The sequence below is a fragment of the Aestuariispira insulae genome (assembly GCF_003385955.1).
GTDB lineage: Bacteria > Pseudomonadota > Alphaproteobacteria > UBA8366 > Aestuariispiraceae > Aestuariispira > Aestuariispira insulae.
Window position 1 is genome coordinate 176,319 of record NZ_QRDW01000003.1, and the last position, 21,770, is coordinate 198,088.

24 protein-coding genes are annotated in these 21,770 nt (G+C 55.5%); 16 read left to right on the forward strand and 8 right to left on the reverse strand.

The features are described from left to right. Positions 1-2: 2 nt before the first annotated feature. From DFP90_RS09715 to DFP90_RS09745, 7 genes are all read left to right on the forward strand, one after another. The gene (locus DFP90_RS09715; protein ID WP_115936272.1) at positions 3-1,472 is read left to right on the forward strand and encodes a LutB/LldF family L-lactate oxidation iron-sulfur protein; all 1,470 of its coding nucleotides are present in this window, start codon (positions 3-5) and stop codon (positions 1,470-1,472) included. Continuing rightward, entirely contained in the window at positions 1,469-2,173 is a 705-nt protein-coding gene (locus tag DFP90_RS09720) for a LutC/YkgG family protein (protein WP_115936273.1), read from the forward strand. The genes DFP90_RS09715 and DFP90_RS09720 overlap by 4 nt, the downstream gene beginning before the upstream one ends. Then, positions 2,151-2,726: a Smr/MutS family protein gene (locus tag DFP90_RS09725; protein ID WP_115936274.1), complete on the forward strand. Its 576-nt coding sequence runs from the start codon at positions 2,151-2,153 to the stop codon at positions 2,724-2,726. The genes DFP90_RS09720 and DFP90_RS09725 overlap by 23 nt, the downstream gene beginning before the upstream one ends. Continuing rightward, positions 2,723-3,085 carry a helix-turn-helix domain-containing protein gene (locus DFP90_RS09730; protein WP_115936275.1) on the forward strand — a complete coding sequence of 121 codons (363 nt, stop codon included), beginning with the start codon at positions 2,723-2,725 and terminating at the stop codon, positions 3,083-3,085. Before DFP90_RS09725 ends, DFP90_RS09730 begins: the two co-directional genes overlap by 4 nt. A gap of 110 nt (positions 3,086-3,195) precedes the next feature. Continuing rightward, entirely contained in the window at positions 3,196-6,753 is a 3,558-nt protein-coding gene (locus DFP90_RS09735; RefSeq protein ID WP_115936276.1) for a CHASE domain-containing protein, read from the forward strand. Positions 6,754-6,851: 98 nt separating this feature from the next. Then, positions 6,852-7,325 carry a globin family protein gene (locus DFP90_RS09740; protein ID WP_115936277.1) on the forward strand — a complete coding sequence of 158 codons (474 nt, stop codon included), beginning with the start codon at positions 6,852-6,854 and terminating at the stop codon, positions 7,323-7,325. A gap of 102 nt (positions 7,326-7,427) precedes the next feature. After that, positions 7,428-8,198, forward strand: coding sequence for a MerR family transcriptional regulator (locus tag DFP90_RS09745; protein WP_115936278.1), 771 nt, complete (start codon positions 7,428-7,430; stop codon positions 8,196-8,198). An 81-nt stretch (positions 8,199-8,279) separates the two neighbouring features. Here the strand turns inward: DFP90_RS09745 and hslU are convergent, their stop codons facing one another. The 3 genes from hslU to DFP90_RS09760 form a co-directional block, all read right to left on the reverse strand. After that, a complete protein-coding gene (hslU, locus tag DFP90_RS09750) occupies positions 8,280-9,590 on the reverse strand; it encodes an ATP-dependent protease ATPase subunit HslU (protein WP_115936279.1) in 1,311 nt (436 codons plus the stop codon). A gap of 3 nt (positions 9,591-9,593) precedes the next feature. Beyond that, positions 9,594-10,148: an ATP-dependent protease subunit HslV gene (gene hslV / locus DFP90_RS09755; protein ID WP_115936280.1), complete on the reverse strand. Its 555-nt coding sequence runs from the start codon at positions 10,146-10,148 to the stop codon at positions 9,594-9,596. Between the two features lie 114 nt (positions 10,149-10,262). After that, on the reverse strand, positions 10,263-11,009 hold the full coding sequence (locus DFP90_RS09760) for a hypothetical protein (protein WP_115936281.1): 747 nt from the start codon (positions 11,007-11,009) through the stop codon (positions 10,263-10,265). Positions 11,010-11,307: 298 nt separating this feature from the next. Here DFP90_RS09760 and hisB point away from each other — a divergent pair, with 298 nt between their 5' ends. From hisB to DFP90_RS09800, 8 genes are all read left to right on the forward strand, one after another. Continuing rightward, positions 11,308-11,907: an imidazoleglycerol-phosphate dehydratase HisB gene (gene hisB, locus DFP90_RS09765; RefSeq protein ID WP_115936282.1), complete on the forward strand. Its 600-nt coding sequence runs from the start codon at positions 11,308-11,310 to the stop codon at positions 11,905-11,907. Between the two features lie 64 nt (positions 11,908-11,971). Continuing rightward, positions 11,972-12,598: an imidazole glycerol phosphate synthase subunit HisH gene (gene hisH, locus DFP90_RS09770; RefSeq protein ID WP_115936283.1), complete on the forward strand. Its 627-nt coding sequence runs from the start codon at positions 11,972-11,974 to the stop codon at positions 12,596-12,598. A gap of 13 nt (positions 12,599-12,611) precedes the next feature. Then, complete coding sequence (gene hisA, locus DFP90_RS09775; protein ID WP_115936284.1) at positions 12,612-13,331, forward strand: 1-(5-phosphoribosyl)-5-[(5-phosphoribosylamino)methylideneamino]imidazole-4-carboxamide isomerase; 720 nt, start codon at positions 12,612-12,614, stop codon at positions 13,329-13,331. Between the two features lie 30 nt (positions 13,332-13,361). Beyond that, positions 13,362-14,132: an imidazole glycerol phosphate synthase subunit HisF gene (hisF, locus tag DFP90_RS09780; RefSeq protein WP_115936285.1), complete on the forward strand. Its 771-nt coding sequence runs from the start codon at positions 13,362-13,364 to the stop codon at positions 14,130-14,132. A gap of 137 nt (positions 14,133-14,269) precedes the next feature. Beyond that, on the forward strand, positions 14,270-14,722 hold the full coding sequence (locus tag DFP90_RS09785) for a hypothetical protein (protein WP_147300986.1): 453 nt from the start codon (positions 14,270-14,272) through the stop codon (positions 14,720-14,722). Positions 14,723-14,740: 18 nt separating this feature from the next. Next, positions 14,741-15,076, forward strand: coding sequence for a phosphoribosyl-ATP diphosphatase (locus tag DFP90_RS09790; RefSeq protein ID WP_115936287.1), 336 nt, complete (start codon positions 14,741-14,743; stop codon positions 15,074-15,076). A gap of 24 nt (positions 15,077-15,100) precedes the next feature. Beyond that, on the forward strand, positions 15,101-15,466 hold the full coding sequence (locus tag DFP90_RS09795; RefSeq protein ID WP_115936507.1) for a histidine triad nucleotide-binding protein: 366 nt from the start codon (positions 15,101-15,103) through the stop codon (positions 15,464-15,466). Between the two features lie 28 nt (positions 15,467-15,494). After that, positions 15,495-16,169 (forward strand): hypothetical protein, encoded by a 675-nt coding sequence (locus DFP90_RS09800; protein ID WP_115936288.1) that lies wholly within the window; start codon positions 15,495-15,497, stop codon positions 16,167-16,169. 26 nt (positions 16,170-16,195) lie between these two features. Here the strand turns inward: DFP90_RS09800 and DFP90_RS09805 are convergent, their stop codons facing one another. The 5 genes from DFP90_RS09805 to DFP90_RS09820 all read right to left on the reverse strand — a co-directional run bounded on the left by DFP90_RS09805 (position 16,196) and on the right by DFP90_RS09820 (position 20,802). Next, on the reverse strand, positions 16,196-16,876 hold the full coding sequence (locus DFP90_RS09805; protein ID WP_115936289.1) for a zinc metallopeptidase: 681 nt from the start codon (positions 16,874-16,876) through the stop codon (positions 16,196-16,198). Between the two features lie 97 nt (positions 16,877-16,973). Beyond that, positions 16,974-17,141 (reverse strand): hypothetical protein, encoded by a 168-nt coding sequence (locus tag DFP90_RS22815; RefSeq protein ID WP_181905279.1) that lies wholly within the window; start codon positions 17,139-17,141, stop codon positions 16,974-16,976. Positions 17,142-17,269: 128 nt separating this feature from the next. Continuing rightward, the gene (locus DFP90_RS09810; RefSeq protein ID WP_115936290.1) at positions 17,270-17,455 is read right to left on the reverse strand and encodes a hypothetical protein; all 186 of its coding nucleotides are present in this window, start codon (positions 17,453-17,455) and stop codon (positions 17,270-17,272) included. A 118-nt stretch (positions 17,456-17,573) separates the two neighbouring features. Further along, positions 17,574-19,421: an SLC13 family permease gene (locus tag DFP90_RS09815; RefSeq protein ID WP_115936291.1), complete on the reverse strand. Its 1,848-nt coding sequence runs from the start codon at positions 19,419-19,421 to the stop codon at positions 17,574-17,576. Between the two features lie 160 nt (positions 19,422-19,581). Continuing rightward, on the reverse strand, positions 19,582-20,802 hold the full coding sequence (locus DFP90_RS09820) for an MFS transporter (RefSeq protein WP_115936292.1): 1,221 nt from the start codon (positions 20,800-20,802) through the stop codon (positions 19,582-19,584). 115 nt (positions 20,803-20,917) lie between these two features. Here DFP90_RS09820 and DFP90_RS09825 point away from each other — a divergent pair, with 115 nt between their 5' ends. Then, the gene (locus DFP90_RS09825) at positions 20,918-21,727 is read left to right on the forward strand and encodes an AraC family transcriptional regulator (RefSeq protein ID WP_245957024.1); all 810 of its coding nucleotides are present in this window, start codon (positions 20,918-20,920) and stop codon (positions 21,725-21,727) included. Positions 21,728-21,770: the final 43 nt, after the last annotated feature.

Consider the following 21,770-nt stretch of genomic DNA (forward strand, 5'->3'; position numbering starts at 1 on the left):
CCATGGAACCAAAATCCCGAAATTTCGAAGAAAACGCCCACCAGGCGATGAAAAACCCACAGCTTCAGACGGCCCTGGCCAAGATGAAGGTGGGGTTTGTCGAGCGGCGCGCGGCTGCCGCCGATCGGCTGCCGGAATTTGATGCTCTGCGGGACCAGGCGCGCGATATCAAGAACCATGTGCTGGACAATATCGATTTCTATCTGGAACGGTTTGAAGAGAAGGTCACAGAGCAGGGCGGGCAGGTACATTGGGCGAGGAATGCGACGGAAGCCTGTGATATCATTGGCGATATCTGCAAATCGGTGAATGCCAAGATGGTCACCAAAGGCAAAAGCATGGTGGCAGAAGAAATCGCCCTCAATGCAGCACTGGAAAAACAGGGCCTGGAGGTGGTGGAAACCGATCTGGGCGAATATATTATCCAGCTTCGCAAAGAAGCCCCCAGCCATATTATCGCGCCGGCCATTCATGTGCTCAAAGAGCAGGTGGCGGAAAATTTCCGTGACAAGCATGAAGGGCTGGATCCGGACCGGGTCCTGGACGAGCCGACCCAGCTGATCCATGAGGCCAGGGAGGTTTTGCGTCAAAAATATATCGACAGCGATGTGGGTATTACGGGCGCCAATTTCCTGATAGCCGAAACCGGAACTAGTGTCATTGTCACCAATGAGGGCAATGGTGATCTGACCCAGACCCTGCCAAAGGTGCATGTGGTGATTGCCAGCCTGGAAAAGGTTGTGCCGACCCTGGAGGATGCCAGTGCCATCCTGCGTGTCCTGGCACGATCGGCCACGGGCCAGGAATTTTCCGCCTATACCACTTTTTCCAGCGGACCTAAACGGGCGGAAGACCCTGACGGGCCGGAGGAATATCATGTGGTGCTGCTGGATAATGGGCGCTCTTCCATGTTGGGCACCGAATTCCAGGAGATGCTGCGCTGTATCCGCTGCGGGGCCTGTATGAATCATTGCCCGGTTTATGGTGCGGTGGGCGGCCATGCCTATGGCTGGGTCTATCCGGGCCCCATGGGATCGGTGCTCACCCCTAGCTTCATTGGGGTGGAGGAAGGCGGCAAGCTGCCGAATGCCTCCACCTTCTGCGGACGATGTGAACAGGTCTGCCCCATGCGGATTCCCCTGCCGAAAATGATGCGTCATTACCGGGCGCAGGAATTTGAAAAAGGGTATGCCAGCAGGACCTCCCGCTGGGCGCTAAAAGCCTGGGCCTTCCTGGCACGGCGGCCGGGCCTCTATCAGGCCCTAACCGGGATCGGTATCAGGATTTTGGGCGATATCGGCCGTCGCCGCGGGACATTTTCCAAATTGCCGCTGGCCTCGGGCTGGACCGATCATCGTGACATGCCGGTACCGCGGGGCCGCACCTTCCAACAGCTATGGGCGGAAAAAAACGGTCGGCGCAGCCCCGGCAAGCGGCTGGAAAACTCTGAGAAAGAAGGAAGTGGGCAATGAGTGGCGCGCGTGGACAGATTTTGGGCTCCATCCGCCGCTCCCTTGGGCGCGGCGAGGTGCAGGGCGAGGTGCGCTCGGCATTGGAAGAACGGCTGACTAAGCCAAAGGCCGGTCTTATTCCCAAACGCAGCCAATTGAACGGGAAAGGCCTTGTCGATCTTTTCTGTGCCATGGCCGAAGGGGTCCAGGCGTCCATTGACCGGGTTGCGGATATGGAAGCCGTGCCGGAAGCAATTAACCGTTATTTGGCAGGTCAGAACCTGCCCGCCCGGATCAAGATGGCTGATCATGATCTTCTGAATGCACTGCCCTGGGACAAGGTGCCGTCGCTGACCCGGCTGACCGGTGCGACAGCGGGGGATGATCAGGTTTCTTTGTCCGCGGCCTTTGCGGGTATTGCGGAAACCGGCACCGCCATGCTTTTATCCGGCCCGGATGGGCCGACCACACTTAATTTCCTCCCCGAAACGCATATGGTAGTCTTGCCGGAAGAGGCGATCGTCGGGGCCTATGAGGAAGCCTGGGAGCGGCTGAGACAGCACCAGAAGGATAAGGGGCTGGATCATCTGCCGCGGACGGTCAATCTGATCACCGGTCCTTCCCGGACCGGTGATATTGAACAGACCATTTTACTGGGCGCGCATGGGCCGCACCGGTTGCATATTATTCTGGTAGGGGATGGCAAAGAAAAACAAGGATAGCGAAGACGGCCATCGTTTATGGAAAACGGTCAGCGATAGCGTGAGTCCGCTGGCCGACCGTGAGCGGGAATATTCCCCATTCCTGGAAGAATTTGGCCAGCCTGAGCCGGTTCCGGCGTCTAAACCGGCCACCAAGTCCAAACGGAAACCCCAAAAAACGATTGCGCAGGGGGCCGGCGCCAAACCGCTGCCGGTGCAACCATCTTTGCGTGAACTGTCCCACGGCGAGTCCGATGGGCTGGATAAGCGCACGGCGGATCGATTGCGCAAGGGGAAGCTATCCATTGATGCCAAAATTGATCTGCATGGCATGAGCCAGGAACAGGCCCACCGGGCATTAAATGCCTTTATCGAAGCCGCCTATATCAATCAGAAACGCATGGTCCAGGTGGTGACAGGCAAGGGCAAGGGAATCTTGCAAAACGCTGTGCCGCAATGGTTAAACCAGATGCCGAACCGAACCCGGATCATCTCTTTCACCCACGCGCCGCGCCATCAGGGTGGCAGCGGGGCCCTGCATGTGCTGATTAAGCGCCAGCGGGGGTTGAGATGACCCCCTTTGGCAGGAAAGTGCGGGAATTGCGCCGCGAGAAAGGCGTGACTCTTAAGGATATGGCCGCGGCGCTTCATGTCTCTTCTGCCTATCTCTCGGCCCTGGAACATGGCAAACGGGGCCGCCCCACACCGATGCTGATTCATCAGATCTGCGGCTATTTCAACATTATCTGGGATGATGCCGAGGAATTGAGCAAGCTCGCGGATCTGTCCCATCCCAAGGTCACGATTGATACTTCCGGTTTACAGCCGGCGGCCACCGAATTGGCAAATCTGCTATCCAGGAAGATCGCGCAGTTGAAAGAAGAAGAACTGGTTTCCTTATTGTCGCAGATCCGCGATGCTGAGCCTGAATAGAGTGTGGCGCGTTCCCGTTTAAATGATTAATAACTTAACCTTTTCTATAAGATTTGCTGTCACTCTGTCAGGACCATTGGGAGATTTCTAGCCGGGTTTAGTGCGTCAATATGGGAAAAACACTTCCCTCATTTTCGATATCGGGCACCGTGGAGCGCATGTTGGCGCTGGCACTAGCCTATTTTGCCGCCGGTTATTTCGGTCTCCAATTCCCCTATTTCGGCAGTACGGTTACTCTGATCTGGCCACCCAGCGGTATTGCGCTGGCCGCACTTTACTGCTGGGGCATTCGGGCCTGGCCGGGTGTGGCGCTGGGGGCCTTTGCCGTCAATATGACCACCGGAGTGCCGCTGGAGACGGTGATCCTGATCACCATCGGCAACAGCCTTGCCGCGATCATCGGTGCATGGGTCCTGAGACGTCTGATTGACGAAAACCCGTTGGAAAAGCTGCGCAGCCTGATGATCTTCCTGTCGCTTGGAGTGGTGGCAAGTCCGCTGATCAGCTCATTGAACGGAGCTGCGGTTGTATCCGCCACATTGATCGGCAATTGGGATGGGTATTTCTCTATCTGGTGGGGATGGTGGGTCGGTGATCTGATTGGGGTTTTGTTATTTGCCCCGCTTCTAATCCTGCTGTCTGAGGGCAAAGGATGGAACCGGTCGATTGTCTGGTATGCCGAGCTGTTTTTTATGATTGCCGGTGCAGTTGCGATTTCGGTGATCGTGCATCTTTCCGATATTCTCGCCCGGCAGGAGTTTCTCTTCATATTCGTCAGCCTTCCTTTTGCACTTTGGGGGGCGCTGCGCTTTGGCATGTTGGGCGTTGCCCTGGCTAATATTGCCGTTTCCATTTCTGCGATCCTGTTTCTGGCCAACGGCCTCAGCTTTTTCATCCAAGGTGATCAACAGGGCAGCCTGATCCGGTTTTACGGCTATTTCAGCTTAATGGGGGTTGCCGGTCTTTTCCTTGCGACCCTGACGGAAAAAATTCTCGACCGGGATTCCGATGAGAATGAAGGGGTCAGCAAGCGGGTACGCCAGGTCAGGGTCATGCTGGCCCTGGGGGCGGGTGCCCTGGGCCTGTCATTGTCCATTGCCGCGGCCACGATATCCCATGACCAGATCACGAAGACCGATAAACTTGAATTGCACCAATATCAATTGATCGTGGAAAACAGCCTGCGCCTGCATATGGACCAGTCCCTGGTCCCGGTCTATGCGGTCAAAACCCTGTTTGAGGCTCAACCCGATGTGCCGCGGGAAATGTTCAGGGAAATGACCAGCCCCTGGATCGATAGAAGCCCCGCCATACAGGCCCTGGAATGGGTGCCGGTGGTCAGCGCTGATCAGCGCGCCTTTTATGAGGCATTGGCGCGTGAGTCCGGATTTCCGGATTTTCAGTTCAAGGAATGGCGGGACGGTGACCTGGTGGTTGCAGCGGAAAGGAAAGAATATCGGCCGGTCTATTTCGTTGTGCCGGAAAAGGGCAACGAAGAAGTTGTCGGTTTTGATTTGAATTCCCATCCGGCGCGGCGCGTTGCCATGGAAAATGCCTTGGCCCGCCGCGGCCTATCCATGACCGAGCCGATTGAGTTGATTCAGGATACGGAAGGCATTGATGGGATACTGATTTATCTGCCGGTCTGGGCAGAGGAACAGCAGACTCTGTTGGGCTATGCGTTGGGCGTTTACCGTTTAAGCACCCTGTTGGAAACGGTGTTTCATGCGGCGAACCTGCCGTCGGGTATCGGTTTTCATCTTGTGGATTATAATGCACCGGTGGAAAAACGGTTATTGTTCAGCACTGATCCCTTTGATTTTCTTTCCAACCATAAACCGGGCATGGCGGACAGCCAAAATCAAGTGCATCACCAGTTTTATCTGGGTGGGCGCAATTGGACGATCATCCTGGAAAGCCGGGGCCCTGCCCATGGTCTGAGCTGGGATTGGCAACCCTATGCGATCCTGGTTATCGGGACCATCCTCAGCGGATCGCTCTCCTTCTACCTGCTTTCCCTCACGCGTACTGAAGATCGTATTGCGGGTCTGGTCAAGGAACGGACCAAGATGCTGCGGGCAGCACAGCTCGACGCGGAAACAGCCTTGGAGCAGGCACAGCAGGCAAGCCAGGCAAAGTCGGAATTCCTGGCCCATATGAGTCACGAACTTCGATCACCGCTAAACTCCATCCTCGGTTATGCGGAGCTGGCGCTGAAGGATAAGGAAACACCGCTAAAAGGGCAGGTGAATAACTACCTCCAAACCATTGTTTCTTCGGGAAAACATCTGGCAGCCCTGATTGGTGACATTCTGGATCTGTCTAAGGTGGAAGCGGGCCAGCTCAGTCTGGAATCCGTAGCTTTTGATATGCGTGCTCTGTTGGCGGAATTGAATAGTATCGTTTCACTGCAGGCCCGGGAGCGGGGAAACCGCCTTGAGGTGAAGATTGATCCCAGACTTGCGCAATGGACCGAAGGTGATCCGGTGCGGATCCGTCAGATCCTGATGAATCTCCTGACCAATGCTACGAAATTCACGCAAAAAGGTACCATTCTTCTGGAAGTGATTGTTTTGGAAGACGAAGATTCTGTCCAGAAATTGCGGTTCTGCGTCGTAGACAGCGGGATCGGGATTTCCAGGGACAAGCAAGAGAGTATCTTTGGTGCCTTTACACAGGCGGATATGTCGACCACACGCCAATATGGCGGCACCGGTCTGGGATTGGCCATCAACAAATTCCTGGTGGAGGCGATGGATGGCCGTATCGGTGTGGAAAGCGAACTGGGTGTGGGCAGCAGTTTCTGGTTCGAAATTCAGTTGCCAAAAGCAGAGGCTCTGCAGCCTAACCAAAATAATTCCATCGAAATAAAGCCAATGGATGCCCCTATCCTGGTGGTAGAGGATATCGAGATCAACCGGGTGATGACGGCCAAGAGGCTTGAGGCGGCCGGCTATAGCATTGAAGAGGCCTGCGATGGCAAGCAAGCCGTCGAGATGGCGTCGATCAAGCGCTATGGGGCGATCCTGATGGACATCCATATGCCGGTGATGGACGGGATAGAGGCGACCCGACAGATCCGGGCCTTCCAGGATCCGGACCTGCAATCCGTTCCGATCGTTGCGCTGACGGCCGATGCAGCCAGTTCGAATGTACGGCAATATCTGGCTGTGGGTATGAATGATTTTTGTGCCAAGCCATTGAATATGGACCATCTTTTACAGGTTCTGGGCCAGCTTGGAACACCGGCAGAATTATCGGCCGAACCGAACCGTCATTTGGTTTCCGCAACATTGAATGATGGTTTGCCGGAAGGTGGGGAGAAGGCGCTGGACCGTGTTGTGGATGAAACCAGGTATTTTTCGGTCAAAGAAGCACTGCCGGATTGCGAGGATTTGTTTATCCAGCAAACAGATGGAATCATTGATACTTTTAAAGATCTGGCCGACCGGGAAGAACGTGAAGCGTTACGGAAGGAAGCCCATGCGCTCAAAGGGGTGGCTATGAATCTTGGTTTTGATCAATTGCGTAAGATCTGTGCGGAGTTGGAAAGCCATATGAAAGGGGATGTGGACCAGCATGTCCTGAGTGATCAGATTAGCGAATTATCTGCAAAGTTGGATGGCACCCTGCAGGCAATCGATGAAATCAGAAACCGGGAGACATAGAGGTTTCTCTTCGAGAGGCCTTGAAACCTGCCTCTTTATGATTCCTTAACCGGACCTTTCTTATCCTGTCCCCCCGTCAACCGGCCAGGGAAATTGTTATGACACCGAAACAAATCGACCTTGTCCAGACAACTTTCAAGGATGTTGCCGCAATCAAGGAACAGGCTGCGGCATTATTCTATGATCGCTTGTTTGAAATTGATCCGGGCACCAGAGCGCTGTTCAAAGGGGATATGAAGGAACAGGGGCGTAAGCTGATGGCGACCATCGGTGTGGCTGTGGCAAGCTTGCGGAACCTGGAAGCGGTTCTGCCTACGGTCCGGAAACTGGCGGAAAAGCATGTGGATTATGGGGTGCAGGAATCCCATTATCAGACTGTGGGGGCGGCTCTGCTCTGGACCCTTGAAAAGGGGCTGGGCTCCAAATTCACGCCAGAAGTGAAGGAAGCCTGGACGGCAGTTTACGGAGCTCTGGCCGGGGTTATGATCGATGCAGCCCGGGAAAAGCCGATGAAGGATGAATTACTGCTGCTTTTTGCCAGGGCATTTGCCCAGCGCAATGACTTTGCCTGAGCCTTTCAGATTTACCTGATCCCGATTAAACTGAAATTCCCTCTTGATCCTCACGTTACGTCAGGTGGCACGGTGTGCTTATCGGAGAAAGGGAATGGACCGATGCAGCATGATTATTGGATCACGATTGGTGAATTTGCCAAAGAAGCGGGCGTATCCGTCAGAACCCTGCATTTTTATGAAGAGCAGGGCCTGATCGAGCCCAACCGAGATCCGGCCAACGGGCGAAGGCGCTTTAACCGGTCGGATCTGGTGCGGGTACAAAATATCACGCTTCTAAAGAAAATCGGCCTCAGCCTGAGGCAGATCCATGTGTTGTCGTCTCAAGCCTCTCCGGAAATCGCGGATGTGCTTTCGCTTCAGCTGGATCTTCTGCTGCGCCAGAAGGATGAACTGGAAGAGGCCATCCGGTCCGTGCAATGGGCGCAAACCAGGGTGGGGCACGGACAAGTGCTCACCATGGAGGAATTGTGCCATCTGATAAGGATGACCGAGATGAATGTAAGGACGAGAGAGGATCTCTATCGCAACTATCTGACCGATGCCCAGTTCGAGGTGATCGCCAAGGGGGTCGGGGATCATGGCTTTGGCTGGGAAAATGACGCGGCCTGGGGGCCGCTGGTCCTGGAAGGCGAGCGGCTGTTAGGGCTGGAAACCGATGATCCGGCGGTCCAGGATCTGGCGAAGCGCTGGTGGGGGCTATTATGGGACCAGACAGGCGGGGATATGGATCTCCTGAAAAATCTTAAGACCATGTATGACCAGATGGAAATGTGGCCGGAAGAAATTGAACGGCCTTTCAATCCGGAATTGCGTGATTTCATCAATGATGCGGTCGGGGTCTATATGCTGTCGCTTAAAGACTGCGCCTAATTTAATTCGGGAATGCCGCCCGGAAATAGAAAAGGCCGGAGAAATCCGGCCTTTTCACTTTTCTGTTTCCAAATTTCTTCCCTACAGGATGAATTTGGAAAGATCCGTGTCTTTTGCAAGATCGGCCACCTGCTCGGTGACATAATCGGCGGTGATGGTGACCGTTTCGCCACCCCGGTCGGAGGCGGTGAAGCTGATTTCCTCCAGCAGGCGCTCCAGCACGGTATGCAGGCGGCGTGCGCCGATATTCTCCACCGTCTGGTTGATCTGGGCCGCCAGTTCGGCGATCCGGTCGATGGCGGTCTCCTGGATATCCAGGGTGACATCTTCGGTGCCCATCAAAGCGACATATTGTTTGACCAGACTGTTTTCCGGCTCGCGCAGGATGCGGCCGAAATCAGCCTCGGTGAGCGGGTTCAAGCTCACCCGGATCGGCAGGCGGCCCTGCAGCTCGGCCAGCAGGTCGCTGGGCTTTGCCTGATGGAAGGCACCGGATGTGATGAACAGGATATGATCGGTTTTCACCGTGCCATGTTTGGTGGCAACCGAGGTTCCCTCCAATAGCGGCAACAGGTCGCGCTGAACGCCTTCACGGGACACATCGCCACCCTGGCGTTCGGACCGGATGGTGATCTTGTCGATCTCATCAATGAAGACGATGCCGTTCTGCTCAACATTCTCAACCGCCTGGGCGACGATGCCATCATGATCCACCAGCTTGTCGGCTTCTTCGGTGATCAGGATTTCATAAGAGTCCCGCACCGTCATGCGTTTCGGCTTGGTCTGGCCGCCCATGGCCTTGCCGAAAATGTCATTCAGGTTGATCATGCCCATGGAAGCGCCCGGCATGCCGGGGATATCCAGGGTCGGCATGTTCATGGAGCTGGTTTCCTGGACCTGGATCTCGATTTCCTTGTCATCCAGCTCGCCCTCGCGCAGTTTCTTTCGGAAGCTCTGGCGGGTGCTTTCTGACGCGGTTTCCCCGACCAGCGCGTCCAACACGCGTTCCTCCGCATGCATTTCGGCTTTTGCCTTCACTTCCTTGCGCTGCTGTTCGGTGCCCATGGTGATGGCGATCTCGACCAGGTCACGGATGATCTGTTCTACATCGCGGCCGACATAGCCCACTTCAGTGAATTTGGTGGCTTCCACCTTCACAAAGGGGGCATTGGCCAATTTGGCGAGACGCCTTGCAATCTCGGTCTTGCCGCAGCCGGTCGGGCCGGCCATCAGGATATTTTTCGGCAAAACCTCTTCACGCATTTCGCCGGTCAGCTGCTGCCGGCGCCAGCGGTTGCGCAATGCGATGGCAACGGCGCGCTTGGCCTCATCCTGGCCGACAATGAACCGGTCCAGTTCGGAAACGATTTCACGGGGGGTAAAGGATGTCATGGTTTAAAGGCTTTCCAGCGTGATGTTTTCGTTGGTGTAAACGCAGATATCGGCGGCGACCTTCATGGATTTGCGGACGATCTCTTCCGCCTCCATGCCCTCGACATCGATCAGTGCGCGCGCGGCGGATAACGCAAAAGCCCCGCCGGACCCGATGCCGATAATGCCGTCCTGGGGCTCGATCACGTCGCCGGTGCCGGACAGGATCAGGGAGATATCCTTGTCCACAACCGCCATCATGGCTTCCAATTTGCGCAAATACCGGTCGGTGCGCCAATCCTTGGCCAGCTCGACACAGGCACGCTGCAACTGACGTGGATATTGTTCCAGTTTGGCTTCCAGGCGTTCAAACAGGGTGAAGGCATCAGCCGTCGCCCCTGCAAATCCGACCAAAACACTGCCATCGGCCAATGGGCGCACTTTGCGGGCATTGGCCTTGAATACCGTGTTTCCCAGGCTGACCTGGCCATCGCCAGCCACGACAACCTTGCCGTTCTTGCGGACCGACAGGATGGTGGTGCCGTGGAAAACCGGTGCATTTGAATTATGTTCGCTCATGTCCCGGATATGAGGGATCACCCCCGAAACGTCAATGGGGGAGGGGAAATGAGGCCGTAAAAATCACAGTTCCGTCATTTCCCCCAGATGATCGGAAACCCGATAAAGCCGCTCTTAGATGAGGAAGGGCTGATAGTAGGGGTTAACCGGTTTTGAGGCAGCCTTTGATGATGAAGGTATTTCTTCCCGGACGGGATGATTGTCCGGCATGTTTCCTTTTTGCTTCAAACCTCCCGCCAGGCTTTTGTCGCGGCCCGTTAGGCGATCCAAAGCAAGCAGGCGCTTGTCTTCAACCTTCTCCAGTTTTTTCCAGAGGGCATCAGACATGTCTTCTTCCTGCACCTGGCATTCCGGCACATCATCTCCCCAGTTCAGGCAGGTGCGCTTCAATTTGCCCTCTTTGATCATCTCGCGCCGGATAACAAGCTCAGAAAGCTCGTTGAAATAATCATGAGCGTCTTGTGCGGAACTGAACTCGCCGGGTACCAGGACAAAAAATTGTTCATCGGGATATTCGCGCATAGATCCGGTCGCGGCATCAACAGAAAAACCGATAATGCCGCCGATGAGGATATTGCCAAATGTTACCGGTTCCAATTCGGACGGCACCATAACTGTTTCCGGAAGATGGCCCTTCTTTTCACAGGTGATGTATAAATCGGACCAGGAGCGATCAACGCTGACGGTTCTGGGCGTGCTTGGAATGGTGCTGACCCGCTCATTGCCCTGGGAAAGCTGACAGGTCGCGCCCGCAGGCTGTGTGGTGACTTCGATTTCTTGATCTGTACCCGTGACGATGGCGGCGCAGTTGGTCAACGCACCCAGCATCGTCAGCAGGAACAGCCTGCTGACCCATTTCATGGTATTCCCCCAATATTAAATATTCGTTTTCTAACGAAAGAATATTTCTTTAAGCCAGTTTGCGCTGTCTGGCAATCCCGGCACGGTTTTGGGCAATGATTGGCTGCGGAATAGGGGCTTAATGCTCACATTATTCCGATCATGCGTGCGCTTGAGGCCGGTTATTTCACATTTTTAACCGCATGGTGGCTGGAAACTCCTGGGCAGGACTGCTAAAAAACCGCGTCCTGCCGGGTTCGGCGTCTTGTGAGATGACGCACTCAGATTCAGGAAGGCAATAAAGTGAAGGATCAGGCCCATGCGCCAGGCGACAGTAGAACGCAATACCAATGAAACCCGCATTTCCGCCAGCGTCGATCTGGACGGTTCGGGGAAATATGACGTTTCCACCGGGATCGGGTTTCTGGATCATATGTTGGAACAGCTGTCGCGCCATAGCCTGATGGATTTGAACCTGCGGGCCCAGGGTGATCTGCATATCGATTTCCACCACACCACCGAAGACAGCGGCTATGTGGTTGGTGAGGCGGTGGCCAAGGCCCTTGGCGACCGCAAAGGTATTACCCGCTATGGTCATGCTTATATCCCGATGGATGAGACGCTCACCCGAGTGGCGATCGATCTTTCCAACCGGCCTTATCTGGTCTGGAAGGTGAAGTTCAGCCAACCGAAGCTGGGCGATTTTGATACTGAGCTGTTCAAGGAATGGTTCCAGGCCTTTACCATGGCTTCGGGCATGAATTTACATGTGGAAAACCTCTATGGAGAGAATAACCACCATATCATCGAGAGCTGTTTCAAGGGCCTGGCCCGGGCGCTGCGGGTGGCGATCGAAATTGATCCCCGCAAGGCCGATGCCGTCCCATCCACCAAAGGAACCCTCGGCGGTTCCCTTTGATACTGACAAAAGAGGCGATTTTTCCGTCTCTTAATCCCACTTACATAAAGTGAGGTCTTAGAAGATGTCCGTTGCCATTATCGACTATGGTTCGGGAAACCTGCGGTCTGCGGCCAAGGCTTTTGAACATGTCTGTGATGACCAGGTTTTGGTCACCAGTGATCCCTCCGCCGTGCGCGCCGCCAGCCATATCGTGCTGCCAGGCGTTGGCGCATTCGCCGATTGCCGAAAGGGCCTGGCTGCGGTTGCCGGCATGGAGGAGACCCTGCATGAAGTGGTGATCGAGGGTGGTCGGCCGTTCCTGGGCATCTGTGTCGGTATGCAATTGATGGCAAGCGTGGGCGAAGAATTTGGCGAAACCGCAGGCCTGGACTGGATCCGGGGGCGGATCAAGGCGATAGAACCCGCCGACCCGGCGCTTAAGATCCCGCATATGGGTTGGAATGAGCTGCATGGCCTGCATGATCATGCGGTTTTAGACGGCATTGATCACGGCGCTTACGCCTATTTCGTGCATAGCTTCCACTTTGTGCCGGATAGCAACGATCACCTGCTGGCGACAGTGGATTATGGCGGCAACCTGACCGCGGCGATCGGCCGGGACAATATGGTCGGCACCCAGTTCCACCCCGAAAAGAGCCAGGCGACGGGCCTGCGGCTCATTGAAAATTTCATCAAATGGAAACCCTGAAGGCGCGTGCAATATGATTTTATATCCGGCAATTGATCTGAAAGACGGCCAGTGCGTGCGCCTGCTGCGTGGTGACATGGACAAGGCCACGGTTTTCAATGATGACGCAGGCGCCCAGGCCAAGGCCTTTGCCGATGCCGGCGCTGAATGGCTGCATGTGGTGGATCTGAATGGGGCCTTTGAGGGCAAACCGGTCAATGCGGATGCGGTGGAAAGCATCCTGAAAAACAGCTCCATGCCGGTGCAGTTGGGTGGCGGCATCCGATCTGTCCATCAGGTGGGTGACTGGCTGGAACGTGGCCTGTCCCGCGTGATCTTAGGCACAGTTGCGGTCAAGGATCCTGCCGTAGTGATCGAGGCCTGTAAACTATTCCCTGGCCAAGTGGCGGTCGGCATTGATGCGCTCAAAGGCTATGTGGCGGTGGAAGGCTGGGCGGAAGCCACCGAAGTGACCGTCATTGATCTGGCGAAAAAGTTTGAGGATGCCGGTGTTGCGGCGATCATCTATACCGATATCGACCGCGATGGTGCCATGCAGGGCCCCAATGTGGAGGCCACAAAGGCACTGGCGGAAGCAACCTCAATCCCGGTCATTGCGTCGGGCGGGGTGTCCAGCCTGGGCGACTTGACTGCTTTGCGCGATACCGGCGTGATCGCGGGCGCGATCTCTGGCCGGGCGCTCTATGATGGCGAGATTGATCTGGCGGAAGCGCTGAAATTGTTGCGGAACTGAAACGAATAGACGTGAAGAGGCGTTAGGCCCATGCTGACAACCCGGATTATCCCCTGCCTGGACGTGAAAGACGGGCGTGTGGTCAAGGGCGTGAATTTTGTTGATCTGGTGGATGCGGGCGATCCCGTTGAACAGGCCAAGGTTTATGACGCGGCCGGCGCGGATGAGCTGACCTTCCTGGATATCACCGCGAGTTCTGACAATCGCGATACCATCTATGATGTGGTGGCAAGAACCGCCGAACAGGTCTTCATGCCGCTCACCGTCGGTGGCGGTGTGCGCACGGTCGAGGATATCCGCAAGCTTCTGCTGGCCGGCGCGGACAAGGCCTCAATCATGACAGCCGCCGTGCATAACCCGGATTTCGTGAAAGAAGCTGCCGAACGTTTTGGCAGCCAATGCATTGTGGTGGCGCTGGATGCCAAGACGGTGGCACCGGGCAAGTGGGAGATCTTCACCCATGGCGGCCGGAATCCCACCGGCATTGACGCGGTGGGATGGGCAAAACGCATGGTCGAGCTGGGCGCAGGCGAGCTGCTGCTTACCTCCATGGACCGGGACGGCACCAAGCAAGGCTTTAATCTGGAGCTGACCCGCGCGGTCTCTGATGCTGTTTCCGTGCCGGTGATCGCCTCCGGCGGGGTCGGCACTTTGGATCATCTGGTGGAGGGGGTGACAGAGGGCCATGCCTCTGCTGTGCTGGCGGCCTCGATCTTCCATTTTGGTGAATATACCATCGCTGAAGCCAAGGCCCATATGGCGGCCGCCGGGGTCAAGATCCGGCCTGTTCAAACGGCATGAGACAAGTGGCCCACCTTCAGTCAAGAGCACGGTGTTACCAGACTTTTCTGCTGGTTTTTCTGGTGTGTATATCGCTGTTTTCCACTCTTTGCCGGGCAGAGGAGTGGGACCAGCATTCCCTTTGGGATGGAGATCTAATGATCTCGGTACCTAAAGGCTATTACCTTATGCCTCTCCAAAATGAAAACGAAGATCACCCGTTTTATGACTTGGGGGATGCCATTATTATTTCCAGCACGGTCCGTGAAGATCATATGGTCCTAGCGCTTTTGAATGAGCCGATGAGAAAGGCTGATGTGGAACAGCAATTGTTCGGCTACAGCGTTCCGATGCAGGCGACCAAGTTTCTCATTTGGTGGAACGAGAGCGATGTTGTTTTTCATGAAGAGCAGTTGCGTGAGATTAACGGCCGCAAATTTGCCATACTGGATAAGGAAAGTACGGACGAGGGGGAGCGGTCCCGCAATATTACGGCTTTTACCTCCTATAAAGGCAGGATGCTGACATTCAATTATTATTCTTCTGCGGATCAGAAGGAACTGGATGTTGAAACTGCTATGAGAATTCTTGAATCCATAGAGCTGAATTAGTTTTCAGGGAGACCGCCCGTGAGCAAGAAACACGCAAACTGGAAAATCCTCGATGATCTTTATGATGAGATCGTTTCCCGCAAGGGCGGGGATCCGGAGAAATCCCATACTGCGCGCCTGTTTTCCAGGGGCACGGACAAGATTGCCCAGAAACTGGGTGAAGAAGCGGTGGAAACCGTGATTGAGGCGGTCAAGGGCAACCGGGATAAGCTGGTTTCGGAAAGCGCCGATCTTTTTTATCATCTGATGGTGCTCTGGGCGGACCAGGGGGTTGCCCCTGATGATGTGTTTGATGAATTGGCGCGCCGCCGCGGCATATCCGGCATTGATGAGAAAAAATCCCGCAAGGGCTGAATTCTAAACAGGGGAATGACGATCATGGGCTATGACGACCAGAACATCTTCGCGAAGATCCTCCGGGGCGAGATCCCCTGCGACAAGGTTTTTGAAAGCGAGCATGCGCTGGCTTTCCGGGATATCAATCCCCTGGCCCCGGTGCATGTGCTGGTTATCCCCAAAGGGGCTTATGTCTCCATGGACGATTTTTCGGCCAATGCCAGCGATGCGGAGATCGCGGATTACATCCGGGCGCTGGGCACGGTCGCGCGGGAGCTGGATCTACAGGAAAGCGGTTATCGCATTTTGGCCAACCATGGCCGCGATGCGCATCAGGAAGTACCGCATCTGCATATCCATCTCTTTGGCAAGCGGGATATGAAGGGCATGTTGCCTAAACAGGCCTAAGCCCGGGTCTTCTTTTCAGGAAATAGAGATGAAGTTGAAATTACCAAAAGCAACTCTGTTTTTGCTTGGCTTTGTTGTTCTGCTTGGTTGCAAGAGGGAATTTACGTATGAGCGGCCGACCGCAGAACAGTATCAACAGGTTATCAACGGTGAAAAAGCCTTGGTATACCTGGGGTCTCGGGGTGAATCGCGGGGGACTTATGATTTTCTGTGGCGTGTGACGTTGGTTGAAGATTCCATCCAATCCGCGAGATGGCAGGATGATTCTTCTTCCCGGAAATTCCCGGTTTATAAGCTTGCAAGCCAGTATTCTCCATTATCCTGGGCTCATGAAAACGGTGCGTTGCCGGAAAAATGGATTAGTTCTGTTGGCGGTGGTTATTTTGTTGTTTCACCCGGCAAATATAAGCTGCCGGAAATAGGATATTGGTTCCAAAAATATGACTATCATATGGTTCGATCAGATCTCCCCATTGGTGAGGTTGAAATCAATGCAGGTGAAGTTCTTGATCTTGGGACTGTGGTAGTAAACCAGGATAACTGGACTGAAGACGGGCATTTCGCACTTCTATCTGTTCTCTCAGAACGTGATTTGAGTGGAAGCATGGAAAAGATAGGTGTTCCACTGGAGTTGATAGAGAAACTCCAATCACGTCCGGTGCAACTGAATTACCGACGGGTTGATTACCCTGAATCGGAATAGCTGGAAATATTGTCGGGTCTTTTGATTTAGCGCCGAAGCAAGCGCAAAAGATTCAGGATCGACCCCAGGGCCGCCGCCACATAAGTATAGGCGCAGGCCTTGAGGATCTCCCGCGCCGCCGGCAGGTCATCCTTTGGCAGATAGCCGCCATGTTCCAGAATGGGAAGCGCCCGGTTGAAACTGGCGTCAATTTCCACCGGCAAGGTCGAGAGATGCACTATCACGCCCAATAAACCGGTCAGCAGGAAGCCAAAAAGACCGATTACGAAGGCAAGCGGCCCTGCGATGAAGAGCGAGCCGATACTGGCCACCACGATCATCACATTGCCGATCTGCTGCCAGATCCGGACGGATTTGACCAACTGGGTGCGCCGGGCCAGCGGTTTGTACCCATCCCGGTCCTGGATGGCATGGCTGACCTCGTGGGCGGCGACGGCAATAGCGGTCAGCGAGCGTCCGTGGTAATAATCCTTGGAAAGGCGCACGGCCTTGTTGATGGGGTCATAATGATCCCCCTGGTCGGTCACTTCCACGGGAATATGGGACAGTTTATAGCCGTCCAGCAGATGCCGGGCCAATTCGCCGCCGGTGCCGGGATAGTCGGGCCGGTCGGCATTATGGCGCGCCAGGACGCGCTTGGTCCATAGGCCGGGCCCAAAAATGACTGCGGCGAATAAGATGATCAGGAAAAGTCCCAGGAACGGCATTTCCAGGCTCCGACGGAAAAGAGGTCACTCTCCCCAATGTGGGGAATGGCTCCCTTTCCGGCAAGCCTGAAAACAGGGCCGGGTTCTTGTGCGGGTGTCAGAGCTTGGAAAAGCTCCAGATGCCAATCTGGACGGAAACGACCCCGCTTAACACCAGACCGGCCCAAACCAGGCTTTCGAAGCCGAACATCATCAGCCCGGCATAACCCAGGATAACGATCACACCGACAAGCGCGAGAATGATGGGTTTGAGATTTTCGGCCATTTGTCTACTCCTCAGTCTGCAGACCATTGTTGCTTTCTGAGGAGGATTGTATGGGCCAGCAACAAACGCTTCCTTGATTCAAATCAAGAAAGCATTCCCTGTGACAGCCTGCCGCAGGGCGAGGCGGCTCAGGCGCAGCCCTTCGGGGAGGACCACCAGAACAGATTGAATACACAGAGGGGGAAAATGGCCATGGCCAGCCAGAAGACGGCTTCGACACCAAAAACCATGCCGGCTGCATAGCCCGCAATCACGATCAGGCCGACCAGAACCAGCAGAACAGCCTTCATATGTTCTTTGACAACTTCCAACATAATATTTGCCCACTTTACGGCCGCGTTTTCACGGCATTTATTGATGTGTCTTCCTAGACGCACCGGGGAAATACCCTTTGTATGCTGGCAAGTCAATTGGCCATTTGCCGCACCCGGCCTAGAACCCATACCAAAGGGGCGCTATCAGGGAATAGCTCAGCCAGATCAAGAGCGCCAACGGCGTGCCCAGCCTCAGGAAATCACGGAAGGAATAGCGCCCCGGCCCCATGACCAGAAGGTTGGTCTGATAGCCGATTGGTGTGCAGAAGGAACAGTTGGCTGCAATCAGGGTGGCAATGGCGAAAATATGCGGATCCAGCCCGGTGGCGAGCGCGATATGCACCCCGATGGGCGTGAATAGCACGGCGCAGGCATTGTTGCTGATCAGGTTTGTGAAGATCATCACGATCAGGAAATGCACGCTGAGAAGGACCGCAGGCCCCTGGCCCATCAATAGACCGATGATCACCTTTTCGGCAAGGTAAACAGCGCCGCCGGTCAGTTCTAACGCAGTACCCAGGGCGAGTGACGTCGCAATGATGAAGACCAGCCGGAAATCGATATTGCGCAAGGCAACACTCAGCCGGATCGAGCCGACCAGAACCATCAGGCCAGCCCCGGCCAGCGCCGCGATGGCAATCGGCAGGATTTCAGAGATGGCCAGCGCGATCATGGTGCAAAAGATCGCAAGGCTCCGTTTGGCATGAATACGGGCGGGCAGGTCTTTTTTCGATTGCTGGAGCAGCGCGAGATCAGGATTGTTGCGCAAGGCATCGATCCGTTCGTGGCTGCCATGGAGCAGAAGGATATCGCCGGCCTGCAGGCGGATTTCATTGATCGAGGACCGGGCCATATGGGCGCGCCGTTTCAACCCGATCACCAGACAGCGATATTGGTTTTCGAAACGAGTCCCGCGGATGGTGCCGCCGGTCAGGCGGCTGCCGGGTGTGATCATGGCTTCCACCACCTGTCGGTGGGCCGAGGCCCCTTGCATGCCTTTTGCGTCCGCCGCCTGTTGTTCTTCCGGGACCAGGCCCAGTTCCAGCAGGCCGGGACTGGTGAGTATCTCCCGGGTGGCGGCGACAACCAGAATGTCGCCCGGTTCAAGCGGGGTCTGGTCAAAAGGTGGATAAAAACTATCCGGCCCGCGCAGGATCATCAAAACGGTGACATTCGGCAGGTCGCTAAAATGGCCGGACACAGGCTTAGCCCCGATCAGGGCACATCCCTCGGGCAAATGCAGATGGGCCAGAAATTGTTTCCCGTCAGTGTCGAGCAGGGAACCGCCGGAGACGCTTTCCCGCCCCAACAGCCGGGGCAGGATAAACAGCGCATAGCCAAGCCCGATGGCGGCCAGGATCACCGCGATCGGGGTGAATTCAAAGAAATGTAGCGGCTCCATCCCTAATTCGGTCAATGACCGGGAGACCAGCAGGTTGGTGGAGGAGCCAATCAATGTGGTCATGCCGCCCAGGATGGAAACGAAACTGAGCGGCATCATCACCTGGCGCAGGCTGTAGGCGGACTGGCCTGCCAGTGCGATCAGGATCGGGATGAAGATCACCACGACGGGGGTGTTATTGAGAAAGGCCGCAATGGCGCAGACCCCGGTCAAGATCAGCACAAAAGCCAGCACGGAACGTCCTCGGCTGACCTGGGTAAGGCGGGTGGCCAATTGGTTGAGTGCGCCGGTGGCGACCAGCGCCTGGCCGACAATGATCAGGGATAGGACCGTGATCAGCGCCGGATTGGCAAAACCGGCCAACAGCGCATGGGCATCCAGCATATTCGTGCCATCCGGTGCTTTCAGCGGCATCAGATGAAACAGCGTGATCATGGATGCCAGCGCCAGGACTGAGGAAAGCTCGATCGGCAGCTTTTCCCAGATATAAAGAAGGATGGTGAGGGCAATGAAGAAGAAGGTTGCCCACATATGAATCAGGGAAACAGTACTGGTTAGCTCCATGTCACGCCCATCCGCTTAAGGTTCGGAAAAGCTTATCATCTTTTCTGAAATCCGTGCAGCAATCTCATGGGTGGTGACATAAAAATGATCGGCCCGCCGGGAGGGAAAATCCGGCGGGCCGACCCAAGGGCATCGCAAAGCCCAGTGATTAAGTTCCCGTTTACTCCGCTGGCTGGGGTATGGCGCGGCTGTTGCCGATGATCACCTCATTGCCCGGTCTCGGGTCCCGGGGCACGTTAAAGGCAAGCAGCAGTGAAATCACCGCCATGCCTGCACCCGCGGCAAAGACCATCCACATGGCTTCATCCGGGAAGGCATGGCCGAAAATGACCGGGATGAAGACTGCCGGAATATGGTTGATCGAGAAGCTGACACCAGCGGTGGAGGCAATATCTTTCGGATCCGCGATCTTCTGAAGATAGCTTTTCTGCGCAATGGCAAAAGAGAAGAACAGATGATCCAGTACGTATAGAACCGCGCCCATCCAGGCCTCTGTCGCCAGGGCGTAACCGGAAAAGACCAGGATCAGACCGACATATTCCCAGATGAGCGCCCGGCGTTCGCCCCATTTGGCGATGAAACGGCCGATCTTGGGGGCCAGCCAGAAGTTGAAAGCCTGGTTGATCAGGTAAAGCATGGTTATTTCGGCAACGGAATAATCAAACTTGACCACCATCATGAAACCGGCGAAGGCGACAAAGATCTGCCGGCGTGCGCCGCCCATGAAGGTGAGCGCGTAGAACAGCCAATAGCGTTTGCGCACAATCATCTTCTTATGCTGGACCTCTTTTGCCTGATAACTGGGGAAGGCAAAAATCACGAATAAAACCAATAAAATGGTCATGGCGCCACCGGCCACATAAACCCATTCGTAATCCAGCCCGAAGAAGGTCATCACCAGCCAGATCACCGCATAGGCAACAATCGAGGCGATGGAGCGCGCCGAGATCTGACGCCCCATGGAGATGGGGGCCTGTTCCTTGTCGACCCATTGCAGGGTCAGGGACATCTGCACCGTTTCATAATAGTGGAAGCCGACCGACATGATCACGGTGGTCACATAAAGGCCAAAGGCACTGGGGAAAAAACCGGTGACCAGAACGCCCAGCCCCAGCAGGATCAACGCCATCAACCCAAAGGTCCGTTCCTTCAGGAACAATAGGAACAGGAGCGAGCTGACCACCAGCAGGCCCGGGATTTCCCGGACAGACTGCAAAATGCCGATCTCGGCCAGGCCGAAATCAGCTTTTTCCACCACAAAGTTATTCAAAAGGCTCATCCATGTGGCAAAGGAGAGCGGCATGGCAGCGGATAGTATGATCAGACAGCCTTCCGGCGTCCGCCAGACCTCCGGCTTCAGATAATGCGAGAGCGGTTTCATAAAAGCCCGTTTCCATCTTCTTCTGTTTTGTGATTGGCCCCACAATAGGGATGGCAGGCGCGGCTGTCTCGCGCTATCATGCCATATGATGTCGACAAACGGACAAAAAACTAAGTTGATTCCGGAAGACCCGCCGGCCGGTTCCGATGTGCCGCTGGTCTCACTGCCGCAGGATTCCCAGCATGCGATGGCCCGTCCGGTCCGGGTACGCGCCAGTGATATGCGCCCGGGCCGCCGTGTCCTGCCGCACAGTCATGAATGGTGTCAGCTCGCCTATGCATCGGAAGGGGTGCTGGCGGTTTATACCAGCCAGGGCAGCTGGGTGGTGCCGCCGGAACGCGCGGTCTGGATCCCGGCCCGCACCGATCACGAGGTCTATGCCCCTCATGGGGCCAAGTTTCGCAGCCTGCATCTGGATACCGATTTTGCCCGGGGCATGCCGGAAAGCTGTTGTGTGCTGACCGTTTCCACCTTGTTAAAGGAGCTTCTGATCCATGCCGCTTCGATCCGCGAGGATTATGATACCGAAGGTGAGGATGGCCGCCTGATGCAGGTGATCATGGACCAGATCCTGGCCGCGCCGACCGTGCCGCTGCATCTGCCCATGCCCCAGGATGCCAGGCTGCGCCGGATCACGGAGGCGCTGGTTGAAAATCCGGGTGACAATCGCAGTCTGGAGGAAATGGCCGGGATCAGCGGTGCTTCCAGCCGCACCTTGGCCAGGCTTTTTACCAAAGAGCTTGGGGTGACCTTCCGACAATGGCGCCAGCAATGTCGGTTGATGGCCTCGATGGAACGCCTGGCATTGGGCGAGCCGGTCACCAATGTGGCGCTGGACCTGGGCTATGACAGCCCCAGCGCCTTTATCGCCATGTTCAAACGCACGCTTGGCAAACCGCCGACGGCGTATTTTGGGGGGAAATGAAAAAGCGCGGGAAAACTATCCCGCGCTTCTTGGTTTCTGCCTT